Origin of the sequence: Bradyrhizobium sp. Arg816, assembly GCF_029989365.1 — a bacterium.
Classification (GTDB): domain Bacteria; phylum Pseudomonadota; class Alphaproteobacteria; order Rhizobiales; family Xanthobacteraceae; genus Bradyrhizobium.
This window is the reverse complement of the sequence record NZ_JAPRAQ010000011.1, coordinates 208462-228098: the sequence shown is the minus strand read 5'-3', so window position 1 is coordinate 228098 and position 19637 is coordinate 208462. Positions and strand designations below refer to the sequence as shown.

22 protein-coding genes, 1 tRNA gene and 1 pseudogene are annotated in these 19637 nt (G+C 60.5%); 13 read left to right on the top strand and 11 right to left on the bottom strand.

What is annotated here, in order from left to right; all coding sequences use genetic code 11:
- The first annotated feature begins 11 nt into the window (after nucleotides 1-11).
- From OWC48_RS26450 to OWC48_RS26440, 3 genes are all read left to right on the top strand, one after another.
- Nucleotides 12-194, top strand: coding sequence for a hypothetical protein (locus tag OWC48_RS26450; RefSeq protein WP_282522590.1), 183 nt, complete (start codon nucleotides 12-14; stop codon nucleotides 192-194).
- A 406-nt stretch (nucleotides 195-600) separates the two neighbouring features.
- Nucleotides 601-1314, top strand: a complete 714-nt coding sequence (locus OWC48_RS26445) for a hypothetical protein (RefSeq protein WP_282522589.1) — start codon at nucleotides 601-603, stop codon at nucleotides 1312-1314.
- Nucleotides 1199-1453, top strand: a complete 255-nt coding sequence (locus OWC48_RS26440; protein ID WP_282522646.1) for an HGGxSTG domain-containing protein — start codon at nucleotides 1199-1201, stop codon at nucleotides 1451-1453. Before OWC48_RS26445 ends, OWC48_RS26440 begins: the two co-directional genes overlap by 116 nt.
- Nucleotides 1454-2019: 566 nt before the next feature.
- On the opposite strand, the gene OWC48_RS26435 is transcribed toward OWC48_RS26440, so the two are convergent.
- Nucleotides 2020-2451: a hypothetical protein gene (locus OWC48_RS26435; RefSeq protein WP_282522588.1), complete on the bottom strand. Its 432-nt coding sequence runs from the start codon at nucleotides 2449-2451 to the stop codon at nucleotides 2020-2022.
- Between the two features lie 210 nt (nucleotides 2452-2661).
- On the opposite strand from OWC48_RS26435, the gene OWC48_RS26430 reads away from it, so the two are divergent.
- Nucleotides 2662-2799, top strand: coding sequence for a hypothetical protein (locus tag OWC48_RS26430; protein WP_282522587.1), 138 nt, complete (start codon nucleotides 2662-2664; stop codon nucleotides 2797-2799).
- A 106-nt stretch (nucleotides 2800-2905) separates the two neighbouring features.
- On the top strand, nucleotides 2906-4774 hold the full coding sequence (locus OWC48_RS26425; RefSeq protein WP_282522586.1) for an acyltransferase family protein: 1869 nt from the start codon (nucleotides 2906-2908) through the stop codon (nucleotides 4772-4774).
- Nucleotides 4775-5015: 241 nt separating this feature from the next.
- Here OWC48_RS26425 and OWC48_RS26420 read toward each other — a convergent pair whose 3' ends face one another.
- Nucleotides 5016-6419, bottom strand: coding sequence for a hypothetical protein (locus OWC48_RS26420; protein ID WP_282522585.1), 1404 nt, complete (start codon nucleotides 6417-6419; stop codon nucleotides 5016-5018).
- 480 nt (nucleotides 6420-6899) lie between these two features.
- Here OWC48_RS26420 and OWC48_RS26415 point away from each other — a divergent pair, with 480 nt between their 5' ends.
- The 5 genes from OWC48_RS26415 (at nucleotide 6900) to OWC48_RS26395 (ending at nucleotide 8970) form a co-directional block, all read left to right on the top strand.
- Nucleotides 6900-7154, top strand: a complete 255-nt coding sequence (locus OWC48_RS26415) for a hypothetical protein (protein ID WP_282522584.1) — start codon at nucleotides 6900-6902, stop codon at nucleotides 7152-7154.
- A gap of 552 nt (nucleotides 7155-7706) precedes the next feature.
- A complete protein-coding gene (locus OWC48_RS26410) occupies nucleotides 7707-7889 on the top strand; it encodes a hypothetical protein (RefSeq protein WP_282522583.1) in 183 nt (60 codons plus the stop codon).
- Between the two features lie 133 nt (nucleotides 7890-8022).
- Complete coding sequence (locus tag OWC48_RS46955; protein WP_306664477.1) at nucleotides 8023-8196, top strand: hypothetical protein; 174 nt, start codon at nucleotides 8023-8025, stop codon at nucleotides 8194-8196.
- Between the two features lie 182 nt (nucleotides 8197-8378).
- A complete protein-coding gene (locus OWC48_RS26400) occupies nucleotides 8379-8666 on the top strand; it encodes a DUF3551 domain-containing protein (protein ID WP_282522645.1) in 288 nt (95 codons plus the stop codon).
- Nucleotides 8667-8790: 124 nt separating this feature from the next.
- A complete protein-coding gene (locus OWC48_RS26395; protein WP_282522582.1) occupies nucleotides 8791-8970 on the top strand; it encodes a hypothetical protein in 180 nt (59 codons plus the stop codon).
- 101 nt (nucleotides 8971-9071) lie between these two features.
- On the opposite strand, the gene OWC48_RS26390 is transcribed toward OWC48_RS26395, so the two are convergent.
- A complete protein-coding gene (locus OWC48_RS26390) occupies nucleotides 9072-9344 on the bottom strand; it encodes a hypothetical protein (protein ID WP_282522581.1) in 273 nt (90 codons plus the stop codon).
- Nucleotides 9345-9414: 70 nt separating this feature from the next.
- On the opposite strand from OWC48_RS26390, the gene OWC48_RS26385 reads away from it, so the two are divergent.
- From OWC48_RS26385 to OWC48_RS26375, 3 genes are read left to right on the top strand one after another with little or no spacing between them, the layout of a single operon-like run.
- Nucleotides 9415-9669 carry a helix-turn-helix domain-containing protein gene (locus OWC48_RS26385; protein WP_282522580.1) on the top strand — a complete coding sequence of 85 codons (255 nt, stop codon included), beginning with the start codon at nucleotides 9415-9417 and terminating at the stop codon, nucleotides 9667-9669.
- 2 nt (nucleotides 9670-9671) lie between these two features.
- Complete coding sequence (locus tag OWC48_RS26380; protein ID WP_282522579.1) at nucleotides 9672-11021, top strand: MBOAT family protein; 1350 nt, start codon at nucleotides 9672-9674, stop codon at nucleotides 11019-11021.
- A gap of 41 nt (nucleotides 11022-11062) precedes the next feature.
- A complete protein-coding gene (locus OWC48_RS26375) occupies nucleotides 11063-11917 on the top strand; it encodes a hypothetical protein (RefSeq protein WP_282522578.1) in 855 nt (284 codons plus the stop codon).
- Between the two features lie 75 nt (nucleotides 11918-11992).
- On the opposite strand, the gene OWC48_RS26370 is transcribed toward OWC48_RS26375, so the two are convergent.
- The 8 genes and pseudogenes from OWC48_RS26370 to OWC48_RS26340 form a co-directional block, all read right to left on the bottom strand.
- Nucleotides 11993-12069: transfer RNA gene (locus OWC48_RS26370), tRNA-Arg, on the bottom strand.
- A gap of 103 nt (nucleotides 12070-12172) precedes the next feature.
- The gene (locus tag OWC48_RS47085) at nucleotides 12173-12583 is read right to left on the bottom strand and encodes a hypothetical protein (protein WP_282522649.1); all 411 of its coding nucleotides are present in this window, start codon (nucleotides 12581-12583) and stop codon (nucleotides 12173-12175) included.
- 31 nt (nucleotides 12584-12614) lie between these two features.
- A pseudogene (locus OWC48_RS47080) lies at nucleotides 12615-12872 on the bottom strand (metallophosphoesterase); the annotation flags it as partial.
- Nucleotides 12873-12913: 41 nt separating this feature from the next.
- Nucleotides 12914-13825 (bottom strand): hypothetical protein, encoded by a 912-nt coding sequence (locus OWC48_RS26355; RefSeq protein WP_282522577.1) that lies wholly within the window; start codon nucleotides 13823-13825, stop codon nucleotides 12914-12916.
- Nucleotide 13826: 1 nt separating this feature from the next.
- Nucleotides 13827-14729 (bottom strand): MBL fold metallo-hydrolase RNA specificity domain-containing protein, encoded by a 903-nt coding sequence (locus OWC48_RS26350; RefSeq protein ID WP_306664475.1) that lies wholly within the window; start codon nucleotides 14727-14729, stop codon nucleotides 13827-13829.
- Nucleotides 14665-14985, bottom strand: coding sequence for a hypothetical protein (locus tag OWC48_RS46945; protein ID WP_308777015.1), 321 nt, complete (start codon nucleotides 14983-14985; stop codon nucleotides 14665-14667). Before OWC48_RS46945 ends, OWC48_RS26350 begins: the two co-directional genes overlap by 65 nt.
- A gap of 353 nt (nucleotides 14986-15338) precedes the next feature.
- Nucleotides 15339-16400 (bottom strand): diguanylate cyclase domain-containing protein, encoded by a 1062-nt coding sequence (locus tag OWC48_RS26345; RefSeq protein ID WP_282522576.1) that lies wholly within the window; start codon nucleotides 16398-16400, stop codon nucleotides 15339-15341.
- Nucleotide 16401: 1 nt separating this feature from the next.
- On the bottom strand, nucleotides 16402-19512 hold the full coding sequence (locus OWC48_RS26340; protein ID WP_282522575.1) for an EAL domain-containing protein: 3111 nt from the start codon (nucleotides 19510-19512) through the stop codon (nucleotides 16402-16404).
- Nucleotides 19513-19637: the final 125 nt, after the last annotated feature.

The window sequence follows — 19637 nt, the reverse complement described above, 5'->3', positions numbered from 1 at the left end:
GAGGACGAGAGATGGACGATCTCCGCAAGTTTGAGCAGTTGGTGCAATTTCGTGCGCCGGCTGGTCTGTCGGAAGCGATCGACTCCGCGGCCCGACGGAAGTGCCAATCCAAATCTGAATTCGTGCGCCAGTCGGTTATTATGCGGCTCGAGGCGGATGGCGTTGACCCCTCCGAACTGCAGGGGGCCGCGTGACCGGCTCAATTGTCACAATGCCTCCAGCGGTTAGTCTGCCGCCAGGAGCGACTTCTGGCGGAACGCAATCGCTCGCGCCCTATAACACTAAGGGCGTGACGGATCCCGCGGGGCAGCAGTTTGTAGGGACAATCCGGAAGGCGGTCCTGGTGTCGGGCAAGCTGTTTGATACTGACTTCTCGTCGTAAAATACGAAAAGCTTTTGCCACATCCCTGCGTGGGCTTCTCTATGAGTCTGTAGAGGACCGCGCAGAAGTGCCAATAACTGGACCGTTGGAACGGGCATCGCAGCTTTCACAGCAGTGGCAGATATTGCTTTCTTTAGCCGCACTAAATCCTATCTCGAAATTCAGGTTCTTGCTGCGGTCTACATGCTGGCGGGTGCTGCTACGAATGGGAGCCACAATTGACCAAACCAAAAAAGTCAGTGCCGCGGAAGGGCGCCAAAGCAAAGCCGGCAAAGGTCGAAGACGCTCAAGCCTCAAGGAAAGCTTTGTGTCCGCCGCCGCCTGATCTGGACAAGAGCGCACCTCAGCTAAGCCACCTCGGCGGGTCTAAGCACGACGAATGGAATCAGGTGCTGTGCAACCAAGTTCTCAAAGCGGGTTGGTACGGTAGCGATCCTGGCCTGAAGACCCGGCAGGATGCGTATTACGGCAACCTCGCTTTTCTCGCAGGGGTCAGCCCGAAGGACGTCATTGAGGGCATGATGGCAGCTCAGCTGTTCGCCTCTCACGCGGCGGCCATGGAGTGCTATCGGAGGGCGGCGCTGCCGGAGCAGACCTCGCAAGGTCGAGATATGAACCTGAGGCATGCGGCCAAACTGACTCGAGCCAATGCGGCTCATGTCGAAGCCCTCGCGAAACATCGCAACAAAGGGCAGCAGAAGGTCACGGTCGAGCACGTTCACGTCTACCAGGGCGGTCAGGCCGCATTCATCGCCAACGTCACCCCCGGGGAGGGGGTGGGCCAGATTCAGGAGGGTCAACCCCATGCTGTTGGATATGCGCCAAGCGCCTCGCTGCGGTGCGCGGACCCGCTCCGGCAAGCCCTGCCAAGCACCCGGGATGCCGAACGGTCGTTGCAGAATGCACGGGGGCCCGTCTCCGGGAGCGCCTAAAGGGAATAAAAACGCTTTCAAGCACGGGTATTATTCGACGCGGGCAATGCTGCAACGGCGCGAGATTGCGGCGTTGATAAGAGAGATGAGAGAGCAGTGCACGGAAATACTCGAGGCGCCCCCTCGCAGTTCGTCTTGAAGGAAGTTGGCTCGGCGTCAATTTCCGGCCGTCAAGAGCATCCACCTCCGGCGCGATCCCGAAAGAGGCCTAGATGGTAGGTCGTCGGATGATTGTCTCACGATTCCGCCAAAACGGCGTGAGGGATGGCCGCCATGAGCCCGGGACCGAAGCCCCGCCGCTCGTGAAGTTCTGCCAGCGCAAGTAAGCTGGCGGACGACTCAGCGCCGCTACCGCCTGGTAACCGCCTTCTGGCGCGCAGCGTTCAGGTCTGCTTTTGTCTGTGCAGTTGCGGCACTCGCGGGCTCTCGATTTGGGGGCGGCTCATTGAGGTCTCGAGCCCACGGCGCGCCAGATCGGGCAACTGACTTCGGAGCGACATGTTCTGAGTTGGAGCAGGCAGAGACAAGAGAGACGACAACAAGGGACACCCCCGTCCGGCCCAACGTTTGAGTGATCCTGTTCATCAGGCATTCAACTTTCGGCGTGGCCTTACTGTTGGCGCTTGCGATCGGCTCGAGCATCGAAATAGATGACCGTCGCGAATGTGGCGCCCAGAGCCACAATGACCGAAGCGGGAGCCAGTCCTAGTCAGCCGGCTGCCGTTGACTGAGATTTTTCGCATTGGGATTGAACACCCTGTACAGCCGCCCATTTGTGTTTGGGTCGGTGTTGTCACTGGTGGAGAAGATCAGGCCGCTTGAGTTGTTGACCGGGTCAACCTTCATGTACCTGTATCGGCCACCCCCAAGCCCGACGATGTCTGGCACTGAAGAGTGAGCGGGCCCTAGTTTAACGCCGTTCTCATAGACTGCGATTGTTGAAGTCTTCTCGCCCCTCTCGTCGTCATTTTCAGACCATGCGGCAAAGGCGCCGACGACGTAGGCATGGTTTGCGTGGTGACCAAATGGCGGCCTCAGGGTCAGCGGATCGGAAGGGTCTCGTGCAAACAGGAACGCCGCGAAGGGCAGCGAGAGCGACGACAAAACGAAGAGTACAGCAAAGATTTTGTATCGCACGATGTAACCCGGCCCCCAATACAGTGCCGGCAACCTAGCACTACAACCCAAGGTTCATCAATGGTAGGCCTCAACGCCCTCACTCGAGCGAACGCCGACCGCCGGCGGAAGGCCAAGCTGACCCGCGAGCCTGAGTTCCAGCGCCCGGCCCCACGGCTTAATCCGGAAATTTGCGCCAACGTCCACCGGACCGGACCAGGATACATTGTCATGAAGGAAACGTGGGTGCTGCCCCGCCTGAAGTTGACTGCTGGTCAGCGCATCCTGCCCGCCCGAGCGGACATGAACGTCGCGGGCCACCTGCTGACCAGATTGATAGAAAAGACCTGCGCAGCACCTGCCAGTTAGTCGATCCCCGCCCCCGGAATAGTCCCGCTCGCGCAATGGTTGCTCTTGTGCGCTCGTTACGCTTTATTGCCCAATGTTTCCGGAGGCACCGGGCAGGCGCTGGGACATGGGCATTCAAGAAAGCACTTACAAGCCGCACGTTGACGGGCTCCGCGCAGTCGCGGTTTCGCTGGTTGTCCTGTTTCACGCCTATCCCTCGGCCTTCCCGGGCGGGTTCATCGGCGTTGACATATTTTTCGTCATCTCCGGCTACCTGATCACAGGTATTGTTGCCCGAGACCTGCGGCTCGGCCGCTTCAGTCTAATCGGCTTCTACGCTCGGCGCGCACGTCGAATATTCCCGGCGCTTTTAATCGTGCTCGCCGCCACGTTGGTTGTGGGTTACAGGTGGATGCTTCCCGACGCCTACCGGCAATTAGGCATCGATACGGTCGCGAGTGCGGCGTTCTCGGCCAATATCGCGCTCATGATGCAGTCCGGCTATTTTGACGTGGAATCTGCAAAGAAGCCACTCTTGCATTTGTGGTCGCTCGGTATCGAGGAACAGTTCTATCTCTTCTGGCCGCTGGTCTTGATGATGGCAGCGCGCAGAGGATCGATCCTGTTTCGCGCGTCGCTTGTTCTCGGCTTGGCTTCCTTTGCGCTGAATTTGACGCTGATCGGCACACATCCGGTAGCGACTTTCTATCTGCCGTTCACCCGTGCCTTTGAGCTGTTCGCAGGCGGAGCGCTGGCCTTAGGCTGGCGTGGTGTCTCCGAAGGGCGGTGGCACGACGCTACGGCCTTGGCGGGTGCGCTGTTGATTTGCATCTCGGTCGCGACGTTCGATAGCTCCGTTCCCTTCCCAGGCTGGCGGGCGGCACTACCCGTCGCCGCCACGTTGCTTGTGCTTTCCTCACCAGGCGCATGGGCCTGCCGAACCATTCTTTCGAGCCGACCGATGGTTAGCATCGGTCTGATCAGTTATCCGTATTACCTCTGGCATTGGCCGCTGCTCGTCTATTTCGCGATGATTAAGGTCAATCGCCTGACTGAAATCGAACGGGGCCTGATTATCTGCCTCAGTCTCGTCTTGGCTTGGGTCACTTATCGCGCCATAGAAAGGCCAATCCGCTTTGGCCGAGGTCGGCAGCTGAAAGCTGCCTGCTTGATCGCTGGTATGGCCGCGGTGGCGGCTGTCGGCATAATCGTAGTGCGCTGGGATGGCTTCGCTGATCGACTTCCTTTGGAGGTACGGGCGATAGCGTCGCTTCGAACCGACGGCACCAACTGGCGCGTCGGGGAATGTCTCCTCGACTTAAGCCGGCAAACGGACTACGCGGAAACGTGTGTTGATCGCGACAAGCACCCCATGATTTTGCTCTGGGGAGATTCAACGGCCGGCGCTCTGCTGCCTGGATTGCGTCGCGCCCAAGAGACGCAGCAATTTGGGATTGCCCAGTTTACCGCTAGCTCTTGCCTGCCTGAATTAGGTGGTGTCGCCACGAGTTGCCGCAAAAATAACGCGCGCGTCTTGGAAGCCGCAATAAGGCTGAATCCAGAGATTGTGCTGCTTCATGCCTACTGGGGGATAAACTTCGATGGCATCGCCGATCTGGTGGCCGCCATTAAACGGCGCACTCACGCTCGTGTCGTGGTGCTTGGTCGAGTCCCCGTGTGGCGCCGCGGCCTCCCTCAAGAAGCGATCATGCACTATTTGCAGCACCAGGAACTTCTTCCGGAGAGGACGAGGGAAGGTCTTTCCCCGAATTGGCAGGATGCGGCCATGCGGGCAAAGCTCGAGCCGCTTGGGGCAGAATTCGTTTCGGCTTGGGATGCTTTTTGCGATCCTCAGGGGTGCCTGACGCGGCTCGGACCAGCGGCGGCCGATCTCACCTCCAGTGATGCAGTGCATCTCACTGACGGCGCGTCTATTCTTCTAATGGCGACGGTTATCGATAAGGTGCTTTGGCGTCCCCGACCGCTGGCCTATTGACCTATGGCTTGGGCTCGGCCGCTTCAATCCTGCGAAATCCAGCGGCTAGAAGATCCCTGCTGATGCGGAAATTCGGCCAAAGCCCTAAGGCTTCACAGGGGGGGGTCCTCACCTCAGCCGCGGCAGCCGGCAAGTCCATCTTCCGCATGATGGACGTGAGCCGCCACAAATCAGTTGATACGCTGCGCGGGTATGTCCAAGAGGCTGAGCTTTTCAAGGATCATGCCGGGGCGGGACTTCTCTAGGAACCCCACCAGCGGGAAATAGACCGGCTCGCTTCCGGGCCGGTCGGCAACGTCTTTGGGCGATAGCGAATACCCCTCTCTTCCAGCATGCCCGCGATATCGGCCGGCGTGGCTTTTCCGGTTGCGACAAGCTCGTCAGTCTTAAACTCATCAACGACGAAAGGCTTACCCGCGAGACGGCAAACCAGCTTTACGAAGCAGGCCACATCTCCAGGCTGTTCGGCTACAGCTCGAGCCTCAGCTATCACATTCCGCTCGCTGGCGTAGATCGCTTCGCGAAACTCAGGGCTCAGCGCCAGCAGCGCGGTTTCCTGCCGATCGGCCAAGAACAGACGCAATAACAGCGACACAATCATCGCGTCCCGACATCGGTTTGGACCTATGCGCCTCGCTAGCACACTCGATTCCATGCGATTGAAGGCAACACCTAGGCCAATCGCCAGAGCAAAGAGAAAGTCAAACTCGGCATTTCCAAAAACGCCGTGGCCAAGCCATTGCACGATGCAGGTGGATAGCCCGAAGCCGATATGTAGAGCCGTGAACTTAGACGATTGAGAGCGATCAAAGACTGCCCACGCCGCCCAAATTAGGAGCGCCAGCGCTGACCATTGCAGGTGACCGATGTTGCCAATGACATTCGACCAAGCGTATTGCCGTGTCGCTAAAAGGTTCGGAATGAAGTTGGCGCCGAACACCACGATACAAGCGGCCAGCCCCACAACCACGGCCTCAGCGCTCGCGAGCGTCGATCGATAGGCATACTTGCTGCGGACCAAATGAAGCCATGCCAGTGCCGTCAGAGGAATGGCAACGTTGTTGTGCTTCCAGAAGCCCGCAACGACCATCAGCAGGAGTGCCGGCGTGGGTGAAGAACCTACTGCGGTCCGTCGCAAGAACCACACTAACGCAGCCCCCATGATCGCAAGGCCCACTATCTGCGGATCATTCGCCCCAACATAGATCGTAGAATTGCGAGCCATAATGGCGACATACCAAAGCGCCGCGACGGCTGCCCCGATCTTCCCGCCCGTCAATATCCGCACAGCAAGAAAGACTTCTACCGCCAGGGCCCCAAGCCCGACTAAAGATAGCCAGCGCCCGACATAGAGGTTATCGACGTGCAGTAGTTTCCCGAGAATCCCCACTGCATAGAAAGACAGCGGAGGGTAGTTGTTGCCGATCAGCGCTTCGGCCGCGGGATAAATTGGCCGCCAAGCCGCAGCTACGTCCTGCCAATACGCATTCCACGACTCCGTGAACCAGATCTCAATGAAAAATTGAGCGCGCCAGACTGGCCACGCGAGGAAGTACGCTGCCGCAAGCGCCAGCGCAGAAATATACACAATGGATCGCACCTCAGCCCGAGCAACGGACTGAGTGCCGGCAATAGAGTAATTCAAAAAGGCCCCCCGGCCCTCAAACCTGCAGGTGCGAAACAACCATAACTTGTGCCATGGCGCAAGCACTGGTCACCAAATGAGCGATAGACGGAGCATGGGGGCCGCCCCCGTTACAGAGGGGGGACGGCTGCGGCTGACCGGCGCTGGGGGCGGCCATTCGATGATCCGATAGAGGTGACACCTTGCGCGACGCCGCGGTCCACATGCTGGAGCTGCCTCCGAGGGCACGCCGGCTGCCGCGGCAAAGCCGCAACGGGTGCGACTACATTTGCAGGTCTACTAGCGGCGAGTGCGTGGACAAGCGAGCGCACTCGCGGCTATTTGCCGACGGAGCAAGCTAAATTTCGGTATATCGAAAGTAGCTCTTCGATTCGAAGTGTGCGCGTTTTCCACACCCACGACGCGCAGTAGCTAGCGCGCGTTTCGTGGCCCAAGGGATTGATAATTTGACGCTGGCCTGCGCCGCGTTTCGATGGCGGCATGACGAAAGCAGAGAACCGGGCAGCCGCTAGAGCGTATTACCAGGAGCGGATGCGTAAACTCGATGAGCAATCGCGCGCCGCGGATGTCGCCGCGGATCTGGCAGAGCTGGGCCGGCTGCGCAATTACCTGATCTTCAAGCGGCGTGCCGGCGGCGCCGACCGCGAGAAGCTGATGAACGCAATTGACGACTACGTTGGTGAGATGACCGGCGATCGAACCGCGCTGCACGCCAAAAACCACAAGTGCGGGTAAAGCATCTCGGCCACCCTTCTTCAGCCAGAAATGACTCCTGCGTCTTGCGGCCAGTGAACGCATCCGGGAAACAGGCCGGCGCCAACGCCCAGCCCCATCCTACCCGTCGGTGTGGAACTAACCGTGACCAAGAAAGAACAGGCCGGCGAGCACGCCAATAGCGAGTGGGATGACAAGGTGGACGTATTGCATGGGGGACCTCTGAACACCTGGTCGGATGCCTCTCCGCCCGGGTGCAGGTTACACCCGAGCGCATCGAACAAGGAAGAAGATAAACACTCACCAGGGTTCGTCGCTCTCCCGCGCCTGAGATGATGTCCGCGACAGCCCCTGCCACTCATCGCAAGTCTCCTGAAGCTTTGGGAAGCCCATGATCGACGCGGCTTGATTGCCGATAAAAAACGGCCCCAGCACCCCTACATGCCGGGACCGTTGGAGAGCTTGGCGGTAATGGGATCGCCAAGCATCCCGAGCCTAGGAAAATCCGGCAATCCGCTCTGTTCACTTTTGAACAAGGGTATACAGTTCTATCGGCGGAACGGAGCAGCTGCAATGAAAGACATGCAGGCTCAGTCGGAAAAGCTCCGCGTGGATGCGGCAGAGTGCGCGCTGATCCGAGATCTGGCGACAGATCGAAAGAAGCGCGAATTATTCACCCGGCTGGCGGATCACTTGAGCGTGCTCGCTGCCGAGGTCGAGCGTGCGGTCGTGGAGGGTTTGAAGAGCAAGGGATGACGGGTGGCTGGGGGCGGCCTTTCGAGGAGCCGATAGAGGCAGACGGCCGCAGGCTGTAACGCTGCTCGATGCCGGCGAGTACATCGCTGCGCTGCCGAGGAACGTGCACACCGCGCCAGAATGGCAAGCCGCGATGCAGGCGTTGATCCTGGTGGCTGAAGGCGGCGGCCCGACGATGTTCGCCCGTATTGGCGTCATGCGGGCCCTGAACCGATACTATGTCCCGGAGTTGAACCCGAAGGGAAAAGAACCCCACTGGGGCCAGCGCAAGCTGAAGAGGGATCAATGGGTGTCTTCGTCTACGTGAACAATGCCAAACAGGTCGGCGATAAAGACCACATCAAAGTGTTTGCCAGCCAGGATGCGGCAGAGACATGGTTCGAGGAGAACGACCCCGAGGGCGTGGCATTTGAATATGAGGTCTCGAATGAATCCGATCCGGCCACGGGGAAGGATGTCTATGGAAGAGCCGGAACAAAGGAGATGAAGATGATCCGCCTGCTTCTCGCAATTGCATCGGCTAGCTCAATTGTTGTGTTGGCTGCTTCGACCTCGCCGGCAGACGGCCGACGGTATCGTCAGGACTACTCTCAATCGGATTTGTATGATCGGTATTGCCTGCAGGGACGTATCTGGGGTTACCCAGGCAACTGCCAATTCGCGACCTACGATCAGTGTATGGCAAGCGCCTCAGGTACCAACGCCTATTGCGGCATTAATCCGGCCTACGCCTTTGCGCGCGACCGCGCCTATCGCGGTGGATGGCAGCCCTACTAACACGGGTGACAAGAAGAAGACGTGAAGTCCAAATAGGGTGTGCGCGCCAATCCAATGGGGCGGGCGCTTGACGCATTCGCATGATCACTTTACTCCCGCGCGTGATCACGTTGGAGAAAATCGAGTGGCAAAAAAGACGAAGAGCAAACGCAAAGAGTATACGAAGGACGACGTCAAGCTACTCAAGGCACATTCCAAATCCCGTACGCCGGTAGCTAAACTCTCGAAGCTCATGAAGCGATCCGAGGGCTCGCTGAGGCAGAAGGCACGCAGCCTTGGAATTGGTCTAGGACATCAGCGCTAACCAAGAGTTCCAGCCCTAAACCCGAGCGCGCGAGAAATGGCCCGCGAGCTTGGCCACGCGGGCCTCCTTCTTCGGATCAGGTCAGCTCCGCCAGTAGGCCTTCAAGACCAAAGACCCACGCTAATCCTTTCGATCAGCGGCGTATTGCTATCGTGGAATGTCGGCGCATCCAAAGACGGTGGCGCGTACTTGGTTGGGAACATGCGGTTATAGCGCGGAGCAGCCGAACCGAACGTCCGCATTGCCTCGCGGCGGACCATGGCAACATACACATCGCGGTTGAGCCGGCCGGTCTGCTGGTCGGTGAGGTTCGCGATGGTGAGGATAGGTGCGGACATAACTTCGCCGCTCACCGGGAAGGCGTCTTTGCTCATCGGGGTTGCCTTCAGGAGTCAGTCTTGATACAAAAGGATCATACACAATGATCTAAAAGGATCAATAGGCTTGGTTGATTTTTTTCAGTTGAGAGCAGCACGCGCGCTCACAGGACTGTCTCAGCCGGAGGTCGCTGAGGCTGCTGGCGTGTCCGTCCCAACGCTGAAGCGTGCGGAGGCCGGCGGCCCGATCAAAGTCGCTGATGAGACCATCCAGGCCATCGCCGCCGCCCTTGAAAAAGCCGGCGTGCAGTTCATCCCGGAAAATGGCGGGGGCGCCGGTGTGCGACTTGTCAAGCGAACACGGAAGCCAAAGACGGCATAGCAATGACCTTCACGTCTTGGCAATTTGGCGTCTTTTCGGCCGTGGTCTTCGCCATCTACTATGTTCCTGCCCTCTGCCAGGTCCAGCTTTACGTACTGATCGTCGCGAGCATCTTCTTCTACAGCTTTGGCCAGCCCGATTTGCTTCCGCTTCTGTTAGTGGCGGTGCTCGGTACGTATCTCTGTGCAGTGGGGGCGTCGCGCGATAGATTGTGGCTTTGGGCCGGCATCGCCCTCAACCTGGGTATTTTAGCGTTTTTCAAATACAAGTTTCTGTTCTTCAATCCGCCGATAGGCACAGGGAACGCAGCCGTTGATTTTGTGCTAAATCTACCCTTGCCGATCGGCATCTCGTTCTTTGTGTTTCACAACATCAGCCTGCTGGTTGACCTAACGCGTGAAAAGAAGCCAGCGAAGCTGGCAGATATCTTCCTGTACATCATCTTCTTTCCGCAGCTTATCTCGGGTCCGATCACCCGGGCCTCGATATTCATGCCGCAGATCGCGCCAAAGCGCTTGGCTGACGTCCCCTTCGTAGAGTCCGCGAAGTGGATCGTGATTGGCTACTTCTTCAAACTCTACGTAGCCAACAATCTCAACGAGATGACGTCCTATATGGACTTCCCGCTCTATGAGACCCTGCGGACGCAAGACCGCTGGCTGCTGCTGACCCTCTATAGTTACCAGATCTACGCCGACTTCTTCGGCTATTCGGCGATTGCGCTCGGCCTTGGGCTATTGTTCGGCTATCGCCTTCCCGTGAACTTCAACCTGCCGTATATCTCGACGTCGTTCTCCGAGTTCTGGACACGCTGGCACATCTCGCTGTCAAACTGGCTCAAGACCTATCTCTACATCCCGCTAGGCGGCAACCGGCGCGGCCCGACGCGGACCTATCTAAACCTCATGATCGTGATGACGCTTGGCGGGCTCTGGCACGGTGCAAGCCTGAGTTATGCGCTTTGGGGCCTGCTGCACGGCATGCTGCTCGTGATCGAGCGGCCGGTTCTGGCGCTATTCCGGACCCCTGGCCCGATCGTGCAAACGTTGCGTATGGGTGCGGTGTTCTTTTGCGTGACGATGCTTTGGATTTTTTTCAAGCTTCCGAATTTCGACCATGCAATGTCCTATCTGCATGGCATGTTCACGGCGACGAATAGTCCAAACCCGACGAAGCTGTTTTACAACCTTGCTCTGCTTTACGGGCTGCCAGTACTGATCCAGCATCTCGGCGTGGTCGAGCGCGTCTCGCGGGCGCTGCGAGGTTGGGAGCCCTATCTCTACGGTGCGCTCGCTGCGCTCGCCTATCTCGATGCCGGACCCGACACCACTTTCATCTACTTCCAATTCTGATCATGCGCTCCTCTTCACTTACATGGCTGGTCAAATGTGCGATGACGGCGCTGGCCGTGCTGCTCACAAGCCGGCTGGCGACTATCTGGGTCGGCTCCAGCCTGCAACAGCCTGTCGCGACGACGCGGGATGGCAGTCTCATCACCCTGAACCGTTACGTTGGAGAGCCGCCCCCCGATATCGTGCTTGTTGGTAGCTCGGTGACGTGGCGGCTCAAAGAGGAGTACTTTGCAACGCCCGGCGTTCGCAATCTAGCGCTTGCCGGCGGCTCGCCGGTGACAAGCCTTGAAATCATCGCCAAACAACGCGGCCTGCCCAAGGTCGTCCTGATCGAGACCAACGTTCTGTCGCGCGGTGTGGACCGTGCGCTGGTCGAGCGGTTCACAGCAGCACGCTCCGATGCCCTCTTCCTCCGTCCCGTGCGGACCGCCATCGCCGCGTACGAGACGTGGAACCATGCCCCGCCCGGTCCTGAACTGGCGCGGGCTGTGCAGCGCGACTTGATCAGAGAGGGGCCTTCCAGGTTCGACAATCGCGTCTATGTCGAGCGGGCCTTGAAAGAGATGAACGCGGGAGACCCGATCGAGCCGGCCCGCGAGAATGTCGCCCTCATCAAAGGGCTCATCGCGGACATCGAGCGGCGTGGTGCGAGAGCTCTCCTGATCGAAATTCCATTCTCGCCCGAGATCGAAGGTTCACGCTTCGTCAGGGTGACCAAGAACATCGTGCATGGCGCTTTCCCCGACCCGAACCGCTGGCTGCCTGTTGATCCACCGTCGGCGGAACTCCGCTGGGCAGATGGGGTGCATCTCGACGAAAGGTCGGCCCTAATTGTAGTGCGCTCTATTGAGGAGGCGCTATCGACCCAATCGCGAGGCAGCAGGCGCCCTGATTGATAATTCCGTGCTTACCCGGTGCTTACCCGGATCAAAGGCCGAAATGGGCGAAAATGCGTAAATGGCTGATTTTGCTGGCGCACCCGACACGATTCGAACGTGTGACCTTTGCCTTCGGAGGGCAACGCTCTATCCAGCTGAGCTACGGGTGCTAGTCGAGGTTCATTTAGCCGATTGGCGGGGGGTGGGCAACCTCCGCTTTGCCCAGGCCCGGACGCCCGGCATCGCCCAATTCCTGGTCTTATGCTTCGCTTTTCAATCCCGGAGGGCTGCCGGTCCCGAGATCTCGCCGGAATCGTTTACAAACATCAGCGGGCCCGTCTCTGAGGTTGTGAACACGGCCGCCGTGAGCGGGCCGCCAAAGCAGGCGCCGGTATCCAGATTCAACCGGTTGGCCCGCAGATCAGGTGTCCCGGACCGGACCGGCGTATGACCATGGACAACGAAAAGTCCGTGGTTGTGATCCGACGACAGGAAGGGTTCCCGGATCCACAGCAAGTCTCGCTCGGACTGCGACGCCAGCGGTACGTCCGGCCGTAGCCCTGCGTGGACGAAAATTCGTCCATGCTCCATTTTTATCAGCGGAAGCGCGCGGATCCAGTCGAGATGCTCGCGCGGCAGATCGGCCGGATCGTCGATCCCCGTAACTGTCGAGCGTCTGCTCACCGCCGTTTCCCCACCAATTCATCAGGTCCCGGTCGGTGCGCTCCCTGTCGGCCGCGCGAAGCAGCATCTCTTCATGGTTGCCCCGCAGACAGACGAAGGAGCGGTCCTGCTTCCCCTCGCTGCCGACGAGAAAATCCATCACCTCGCGGCTTTGGGGCCCCCTGTCGATGTAGTCTCCGACAAGGACGAACTGGGCGCTCCGCAAGCCGCGAATCTGGTCGCACGCGGCGAGAAGCGACGTCAGCTTTTTGAAGCAGCCGTGGATGTCGCCGATCGCGAAGGTGAGCATTTCGTGCTCGGGAAGGGGCAAGGTTTCTCCCGTGTGCCAGCTCAGATGGTGAGACCTTTTGGCGTGCCTTTGAACTTGATCCGCTCCGGACCCACGCCGACCTCCGCGAGCGATTCAGTTACTCTTTCTTTCAACGTCTTGCCACTCTTGTCCTCGCGGTCGCGTTGATCCGCGGTGAAATCATAGACGAGCAGCCCGACATTAGCGCTGTTCACTTTGAGTTTGGTCCCGTCCGCAACGGCGCTGATTGCCGCAGCCACACTGCGACGCCCGTTGCTCCATTCCGCCATCGCAGTCAGATTCTCCGCAACGCATCGATAGCTCTTATCGATCTCGGTCTGGTGAAGGTCGATCACCGTCCGATAGTCCTTGATCTGGCCGACAATCTTGCCGTTCTCCAGTTCGGGATTGCTGAACGTCTTGGCCTCCCAGAACACTAGGTCCACGCCGTTCGCCGTCGTTTCGAAGTTGGCAAGGTCCATGCGCGGAAGGTTCCTCTCGACGTCGGGGATGCCGGAAGCGTTGATCGCAATCTCGACGTCGACGACGGAGTTATTGGCCGTCGCGATCTCGTGGACGCCTTCCTTCTCCTGGCCGGAATAGAGCGATGCGGCCCTTTTGAGTTTCTCTAGGGTCTTTGCGCCCTCGTAGTCGCGCGTCAGCATTCTTGGCTCGGCGTTGCCGAAGGCGAACTTCCCCTCGACTAGCGAGACCTGATCCTTCAAATCTGGATTCAGGAGATACTTTTCGTGCGTCGTGGCGGTCACCTTCCCGCCCTTGAACGACACTTTGAAGATGGATTGTCCCTGCCAATAGACGTTCAGGTACTCGTCCCGAACGCCGATGATGAGGGAGGGATCGGCAAGAACGTCCCTCCACCAGCCATCCTGCTGGGCGAGTGCCCTGAGTGCCTCGCGAAAGTCGTTATCCCGAATGCCGCGCTTGAAGCTCATCTCATACCTCCCACCATTCGCCATCGCTGCGTCGCGTGACGTTGTCAAAATATCTGGAGAAACTGTCGCCTTCGAATGTGTGAATGGGCACCAGCCTGTCCGGCTGTATTGCGTTCGCGAGCCGCTTGAGATCCAGGATGCTGGCGTGGCCCGAGGTGTGGATGATCTCGATGGGAACGCCGCGTGTCGCGAGATTCGCCTTCAGTCTGGCGCCAGGACCGTCCTTCAGATATCCGTCCCATTGCGACCAGATCGCTCTGGTGCCGGGCCAGAGATTGGCGGCCTCCACGTCGTGGGCCATTGCCGGACGAAACAGCATCACGGTGCGATCGGCGATCTCGGTGATGCGCTCGCGATAGATCCGTGCGGATTTGTAGGGATCCAGCAGGTCGAAGCGCTTGTTCCTTGCGATCTGTCGCCGCTGATATTCCGGCACATAGACCGACAAATTGGGCCAGCCGGCGTTCGGCAAGCGCTCGTTGCCGGTGGCCCGCAATATCTCCATCGCATAGAGGTCCAGCAGCAGCGTCCGGCCGCTGCGCTTGCAGGCGCGATAGATACTGACGATGCGATCGATGTTCTGCGCGGATGCCGAGAGGATGACGAAGCCTGGCTGTTTAAAACTCTGGGTCAGCCTCGCCTCGATGCCGTCCTCCGTCGGGAATTGCGTGTGCTCGTCGAGACGGCCGAGGCTCGACCCCTCCATCAGCATCGTGTCGATACCGCGGGGCGGATTGCTCACCAATCGCTCGACCAGACCGCGCTTGCGACCATGCGCACGGATATCGCCGCTGTAGAACAGACGCCGGCCGGCAGCCTGGATCAGCAGCGCATAGGCATCATAGGCCGAGTGATCGACGAGATAGGGCGTGATGTTGAACGGGCTGGAAGGTCCTGCGATCATTCAGCTCGAATGAAACATTGGGCACGAAGGCGTTGGGCACGAAAGGAGCTGCCGCACACATGATGCGCGCGGTCGCAGCGCCCATGGCGAGGGGGACATTGGGTCTGCACAGGGGGAGCAAACCCCAATGATCGCCGTGTCCGTGCGACAGGACGATCGCACGCAGCGCCGGATCTTCGACGCGAAGCCCGGCCACCGGCGGGAGAAGATCATCGGACGCGCCGTCGGCATCGAGCGGAAGTCCAAGGTCGAGCAGGATTCTCTCACCCGCGGCCTCGAGCTCGATGCAGGTGCCACCAATTTGCTGCGTTCCGCGGTGGACACGTCCGCGAAACGAACCGGCTGCTTCGGTCATCGGCGGTTGGTCTCGGCCGAGCCGGGTTCGGCCGTCACTCGCGACCAGGCGATGGCGTTTTTGGCGGAGGGGAGGGCACTGCGGGATGGGCGGGGAAATTTCAAAGCGAATACGGCTCCAGGCAACGACTTATCTATATTCAAATGAGCGCCCGAGAAATTGCGGCTTTTCGAGAAGAAAATGTCCGTGTTGTTTTGGCGCAACATCACCTGCTGGTGAGGCCGAACGCAATAGAACCTTCGGTGGGATGAAGGTCAGCCCCGGCTGGACCGGCGATTGACGGCGACTTGAATCCCGGGCGAGCCGCGATCGGCGCGCGCGAACTCCGCAAGCAGGCGTTCGGCGCAGATGACGCGGTTGCGGCCGAGCCGTTTTGCCGCATAGAGCGCCTCGTCGGCCGCACCCAGCAGCCGGTCGGGGCTGCCGTCGGCCTCAGTGGGAATATGACTGGCGACGCCGACGCTGAGGGTGACGTGGTCGCCGGCGCCAGCAGCTCCATGAGCGATCCGCAAGGCCATGACGGCACGGCGGATCTCCTCGGCGATGGTGCTGGCGGCATCGCTATCCATGTCGGGCAGGATCAGCGCGAACTCTTCCCCGCCATAGCGGCTGGCGAGGTCGAGCGGGCGCACGGCATGGCGGCTGACGACATCAGCGACCGCGCGCAGGCATTCGTCGCCGCTCTGGTGGCCGTGCCGGTCGTTGAACAGCTTGAAATGATCGACGTCGACGAACAGCAGCGCCATCGGCTTCTGCGTCCGCTGGGCGCGGGCCCATTCGCTCATCAGCATCTGGTCGAAGGCGCGGCGGTTCGACAGGCCGGTCAGCCCGTCCTTGGCGGCGAGCTCCTTCAGCGCCGTCTCGGCGCGCTTCTGGTCGGTGAGGTCGCGCAGCGTCTCCACCACGGCGATCAGGTGGCCGGCCTCGTCATGGATCGGGCCGGCGTCGATCGCGAGATAGAGCTGGCTGCCGAGTTTTGGCATCACGCACCAGTTTTCCGCGGAAAAGCCGAGCCCGTTGTGGCCGCGTGCGGCATATTCCGAATAAAACTCCGGCAGCTGCTCGGGACGGTCGAGCGCGACCAGGTCGGCGAGGCAGGGGCGCCTTGTCTCGTAGAAGGCCTGCCAGTGTTTCGTCGTGCCGATCACCTCCGCGGCGGGGACGCCGGTCAGCCGCTCGCAGGCTCTGTTCCAGATCACGACGCGGCGCTTGGGGTCGATCACGAAGGTCGGCACCACCAGATGCTGCATCAGCCGCACGGCATAGGAATCCGCGACGTCGACGGCTTTCGCTGAGGCTTTCCTCGGCTTCGCCATCTCAGGCCACCGCCGCCACCGGCGCGGCATCGTTCGGACCGAACAGCTTTCGCACCTCGGCGGCCGGCTTCGGCTTGCTGAACAGATAACCCTGCATCTCCGTGCAACCGAGCGCGCGCAGCATCTCGCGCTGCGCCTCGGTCTCGACGCCCTCGGCGACGGTGGTCATGTGGCTCGCCGCGGCGATGTTCACCACCGCCTGCACGATCACAGGCGCGCCGCTGGTCTCCGCGATGTCGGCGACGAAGCAGCGGTCGATCTTGATCTTGTCGAACGGGAAGCGCTTCAGATAGCTCAGCGAGGAATAGCCGGTGCCGAAATCGTCGAGCGCGATGCGCACGCCGATGGCACGGAGCTGGTGCAGGATCGAGAGCGCGGCCTCGTCGTCGCGGATCAGCACGGCCTCGGTGATTTCGAGCTCGAGCCGGGATGGAGCGAGTCCGGAGGCGGCGAGTGCGCCGGCAATCCGCAGCGCCAGCGTATCGCATTTGAGCTGCACCGGCGAGACGTTGACCGCAATCCGCACATGCGCCGGCCAGGTCGCGGCCTCGTTGCAGGCCATGCGCAGCACCCAGTCGCCGAGCTCGTTGATCAGGCCGGTATCCTCGGCGATCGGAATGAACTCCGCCGGCGACACCCAGCCGCGTTCGGGATGCCGCCAGCGCAGCAGCGCCTCGCAGCCCGACACGTCGTTGGTGCGCAGATCGACCAGCGGCTGGTAGTGGATCTCGAAGCCGCCGTTCACCAGCGCCTGGCGCAGATCCTGCTCCATGGTCAGGCGCGCCTTGGCGCTCGCATCCATCTCCGGCTCGAAGAAGCGATGGGTGCGGCGCCCTTCAGCCTTGGCGCCGTACATCGCAAGATCGGCGTGCTTGATGAGCTGGTCGAGATCGGTCCCGTCCTGCGGCGCCAGCGCGATGCCGATGCTGGCGTCGGTGGAGAGCTGATGGCCGAGGCAGTGATAGGGCTGGCGGATCGCCTCGTAGATCCGCGTCACGAACGACAGCACGTCTGCAGAGGACTGGATTCCGGTCTGGATCACGGCGAATTCGTCGCCGCCGAGCCGTGCGATCAAATCGCTCTTCTTGAGGCAGCCGCGCAGCCGGGTCGCGATCGCCTTCAGCAGCTCGTCGCCGACGTGATGGCCGAGCGAATCGTTGATGCCCTTGAATTCGTCGACGTCGATATAGAGCAGCGCGAACTGCTCGCCGCCGGCGACCTTCGCCAGCTCGCGCTCGATCTGTTCGCGGAACAGCGTGCGGTTCGGCAGGTCGGTCAGCGCATCGTAATGCGCCATATGCGCGATCTTCTCGTGGGCGCGCCGCCGCTCGGTGACATCCTCGACGACGCTGATGAGGTAGCGCGGCTCGCCGGACTTGTCGCGAATGCCGATCCGGGTCGACGTGATGTAGCGCGGTCCCTTGGTCTGGCTCTGCCAGACGTGCTCGTCCTTGAACAATCCCCCGGGCGCCTGCAGCGCCTTGCTGTCGTCGTCGGTGACGATCCTGGCGGCGGCATCCGGATACATGTCGAAGGGAGTCTTGCCGACGATGACGTCACCCGATTGGCCGAACTGCTCCTCGGCGGTCCGGTTGACCAGCAGATATTGCCGCGTCCGGGCATCCTTCACCGTGATCTGCGAGGGGATGTGATCGATGATCTCGCGCAGGAACATGTAGTTGCGGTCGCGTTCCTGCTCCAGATTGCGCCGCTCGGTGATTTCCTCGATCGTGGCGACCCATCCGCCCTGCGCCAGCGGAGTGTTGATGACCTGGAAGGCGCGGCCGTTGGGCAGTTCGTGGATCCTGCTGGAAACCTTGCCTTCGGCGACGATCCGCATCACGTCGGTGCAGAACGCCTCGACGTCGGCGCCGAACGCGCCACGCTCCTTGCGGTGCTGCATCGCCTCGCGGATGTGACAGCCGGGCTTGATGACGTCGTGGGACAAGCCGAACATCTCGGCGTAGCGGCGGTTGCAGGTGACGATGAAACCAGCGGCGTCGTACAGGATCAGCCCTTGCGACATGTTGTTCAGGGCGGTGTCGAGCCGCAGCCGTTCCGCTTCGATCCGCTCCTGGGCTTCCCGGTTCTGCCGGTTGATCTGGCGGATGATCAGGAAGAGGATCAACGCGATCACGATCGCCGAAAGCGTTGCCGTGGTGACCATGAAGCCGGTCTGCTGACGCCAGTCGGCCAGCGCGGCGCTCGTGGTGTTGGTCGCGACGATGACCAACGGGAAATGCGACAGCGAGGCTCCCGAGCCGAGGCGGTCCTCGCCGTCGATCGGTCCCTTGACGCGCAGCGTGTGCCGGCCGCCCTCGGCCAGCATCTTGCGCATCAGCGGCGCGTCCTTGAAATTCCTGCCGATCAGCTCTTCGACATGCGGATAGCGGGCCAGCATCTTACCTTCGCGATCGAACAGCGAGATCGCCGTACCCTCGGCAAGTGCGACAGATGCGAAATACTGCTGGTAGCTGTCCGGATCGATCCGCCGGACCATTGCGCCGAGGAAGGTGCCGTCCGCGCCGCTCAGCCGCCGCGCGACGATCGTGGTCCATTTGCCGATGATGAAGCTGCGGACCGATTCCAGGATGACCGGTTCGGCCATCGGATCGGATTGGAACGTCTGGAAGTATGCGCGCGAAGAGACGTTGATCTTGGGCAGCGGCTGGGCCCGCGACCAGTTGATCAGCTCGCCGTCGGCATCGTAGATCGCGATGTCGCCGAGATAGGAGACGGAGCTGATCTTGCTCCGCAGCATCTGGTTCGTCGCGAGGCCGGACATGCGCTCGCGGAACATCGACGACGAGGTGATCTCCGGCAGGTTCATCTGCCCGATCAGGTCGGCGGCGACGACGTCGGAATCCTGGAATTGCTGATCGAAGTGCCGTGCGATCAGCTGCACCGTATTTTCCAGCTCGCGCTCGCGGTTGGCCAGGGTGCGCTCGCGGAATTCGCCGACCGCCATGGCGGTCACGGCGAAGATCCCAGCGACCAGCAACACGCCGCACAAGGTCAGCCAGAGGACAGGACCACGCCGCGTCAAGGCCGCCCAGCCGTTGGTCACGGCTGATGACATTCCGGCTGTCACCGTGGAAAAGACCTGGCGCATTCCCCCCTCCCTGGAAGGACAGGAATACACCGCACAAATGGCGCAAACCTTAGGAAAGCCAGTTACCTAAGCATTAATCCGGTTGTGCAGTGCGCCCGTATGCAGTGGGACGGGAATCACGTCGC

What these genes read in the sequence shown, in the direction of transcription:
- OWC48_RS26450 (WP_282522590.1), top strand. Translation starts at nt 12, where the DNA reads ATGGACGATCTCCGCAAGTTTGAGCAGTTGGTGCAATTTCGTGCGCCG.
- OWC48_RS26440 (WP_282522646.1), top strand. Translation starts at nt 1,199, where the DNA reads ATGCGCCAAGCGCCTCGCTGCGGTGCGCGGACCCGCTCCGGCAAGCCC.
- OWC48_RS26430 (WP_282522587.1), top strand. Translation starts at nt 2,662, where the DNA reads ATGAAGGAAACGTGGGTGCTGCCCCGCCTGAAGTTGACTGCTGGTCAG.
- OWC48_RS26425 (WP_282522586.1), top strand. Translation starts at nt 2,906, where the DNA reads ATGGGCATTCAAGAAAGCACTTACAAGCCGCACGTTGACGGGCTCCGC.
- OWC48_RS26415 (WP_282522584.1), top strand. Translation starts at nt 6,900, where the DNA reads ATGACGAAAGCAGAGAACCGGGCAGCCGCTAGAGCGTATTACCAGGAG.
- OWC48_RS26410 (WP_282522583.1), top strand. Translation starts at nt 7,707, where the DNA reads ATGAAAGACATGCAGGCTCAGTCGGAAAAGCTCCGCGTGGATGCGGCA.
- OWC48_RS46955 (WP_306664477.1), top strand. Translation starts at nt 8,023, where the DNA reads ATGCAGGCGTTGATCCTGGTGGCTGAAGGCGGCGGCCCGACGATGTTC.
- OWC48_RS26400 (WP_282522645.1), top strand. Translation starts at nt 8,379, where the DNA reads ATGATCCGCCTGCTTCTCGCAATTGCATCGGCTAGCTCAATTGTTGTG.
- OWC48_RS26390 (WP_282522581.1), bottom strand. Translation starts at nt 9,344, where the DNA reads ATGAGCAAAGACGCCTTCCCGGTGAGCGGCGAAGTTATGTCCGCACCT.
- OWC48_RS26380 (WP_282522579.1), top strand. Translation starts at nt 9,672, where the DNA reads ATGACCTTCACGTCTTGGCAATTTGGCGTCTTTTCGGCCGTGGTCTTC.
- OWC48_RS26375 (WP_282522578.1), top strand. Translation starts at nt 11,063, where the DNA reads ATGACGGCGCTGGCCGTGCTGCTCACAAGCCGGCTGGCGACTATCTGG.
- OWC48_RS26355 (WP_282522577.1), bottom strand. Translation starts at nt 13,825, where the DNA reads ATGAGCTTCAAGCGCGGCATTCGGGATAACGACTTTCGCGAGGCACTC.
- OWC48_RS26350 (WP_306664475.1), bottom strand. Translation starts at nt 14,729, where the DNA reads ATGATCGCAGGACCTTCCAGCCCGTTCAACATCACGCCCTATCTCGTC.
- OWC48_RS26345 (WP_282522576.1), bottom strand. Translation starts at nt 16,400, where the DNA reads ATGGCGAAGCCGAGGAAAGCCTCAGCGAAAGCCGTCGACGTCGCGGAT.
- OWC48_RS26340 (WP_282522575.1), bottom strand. Translation starts at nt 19,512, where the DNA reads ATGCGCCAGGTCTTTTCCACGGTGACAGCCGGAATGTCATCAGCCGTG.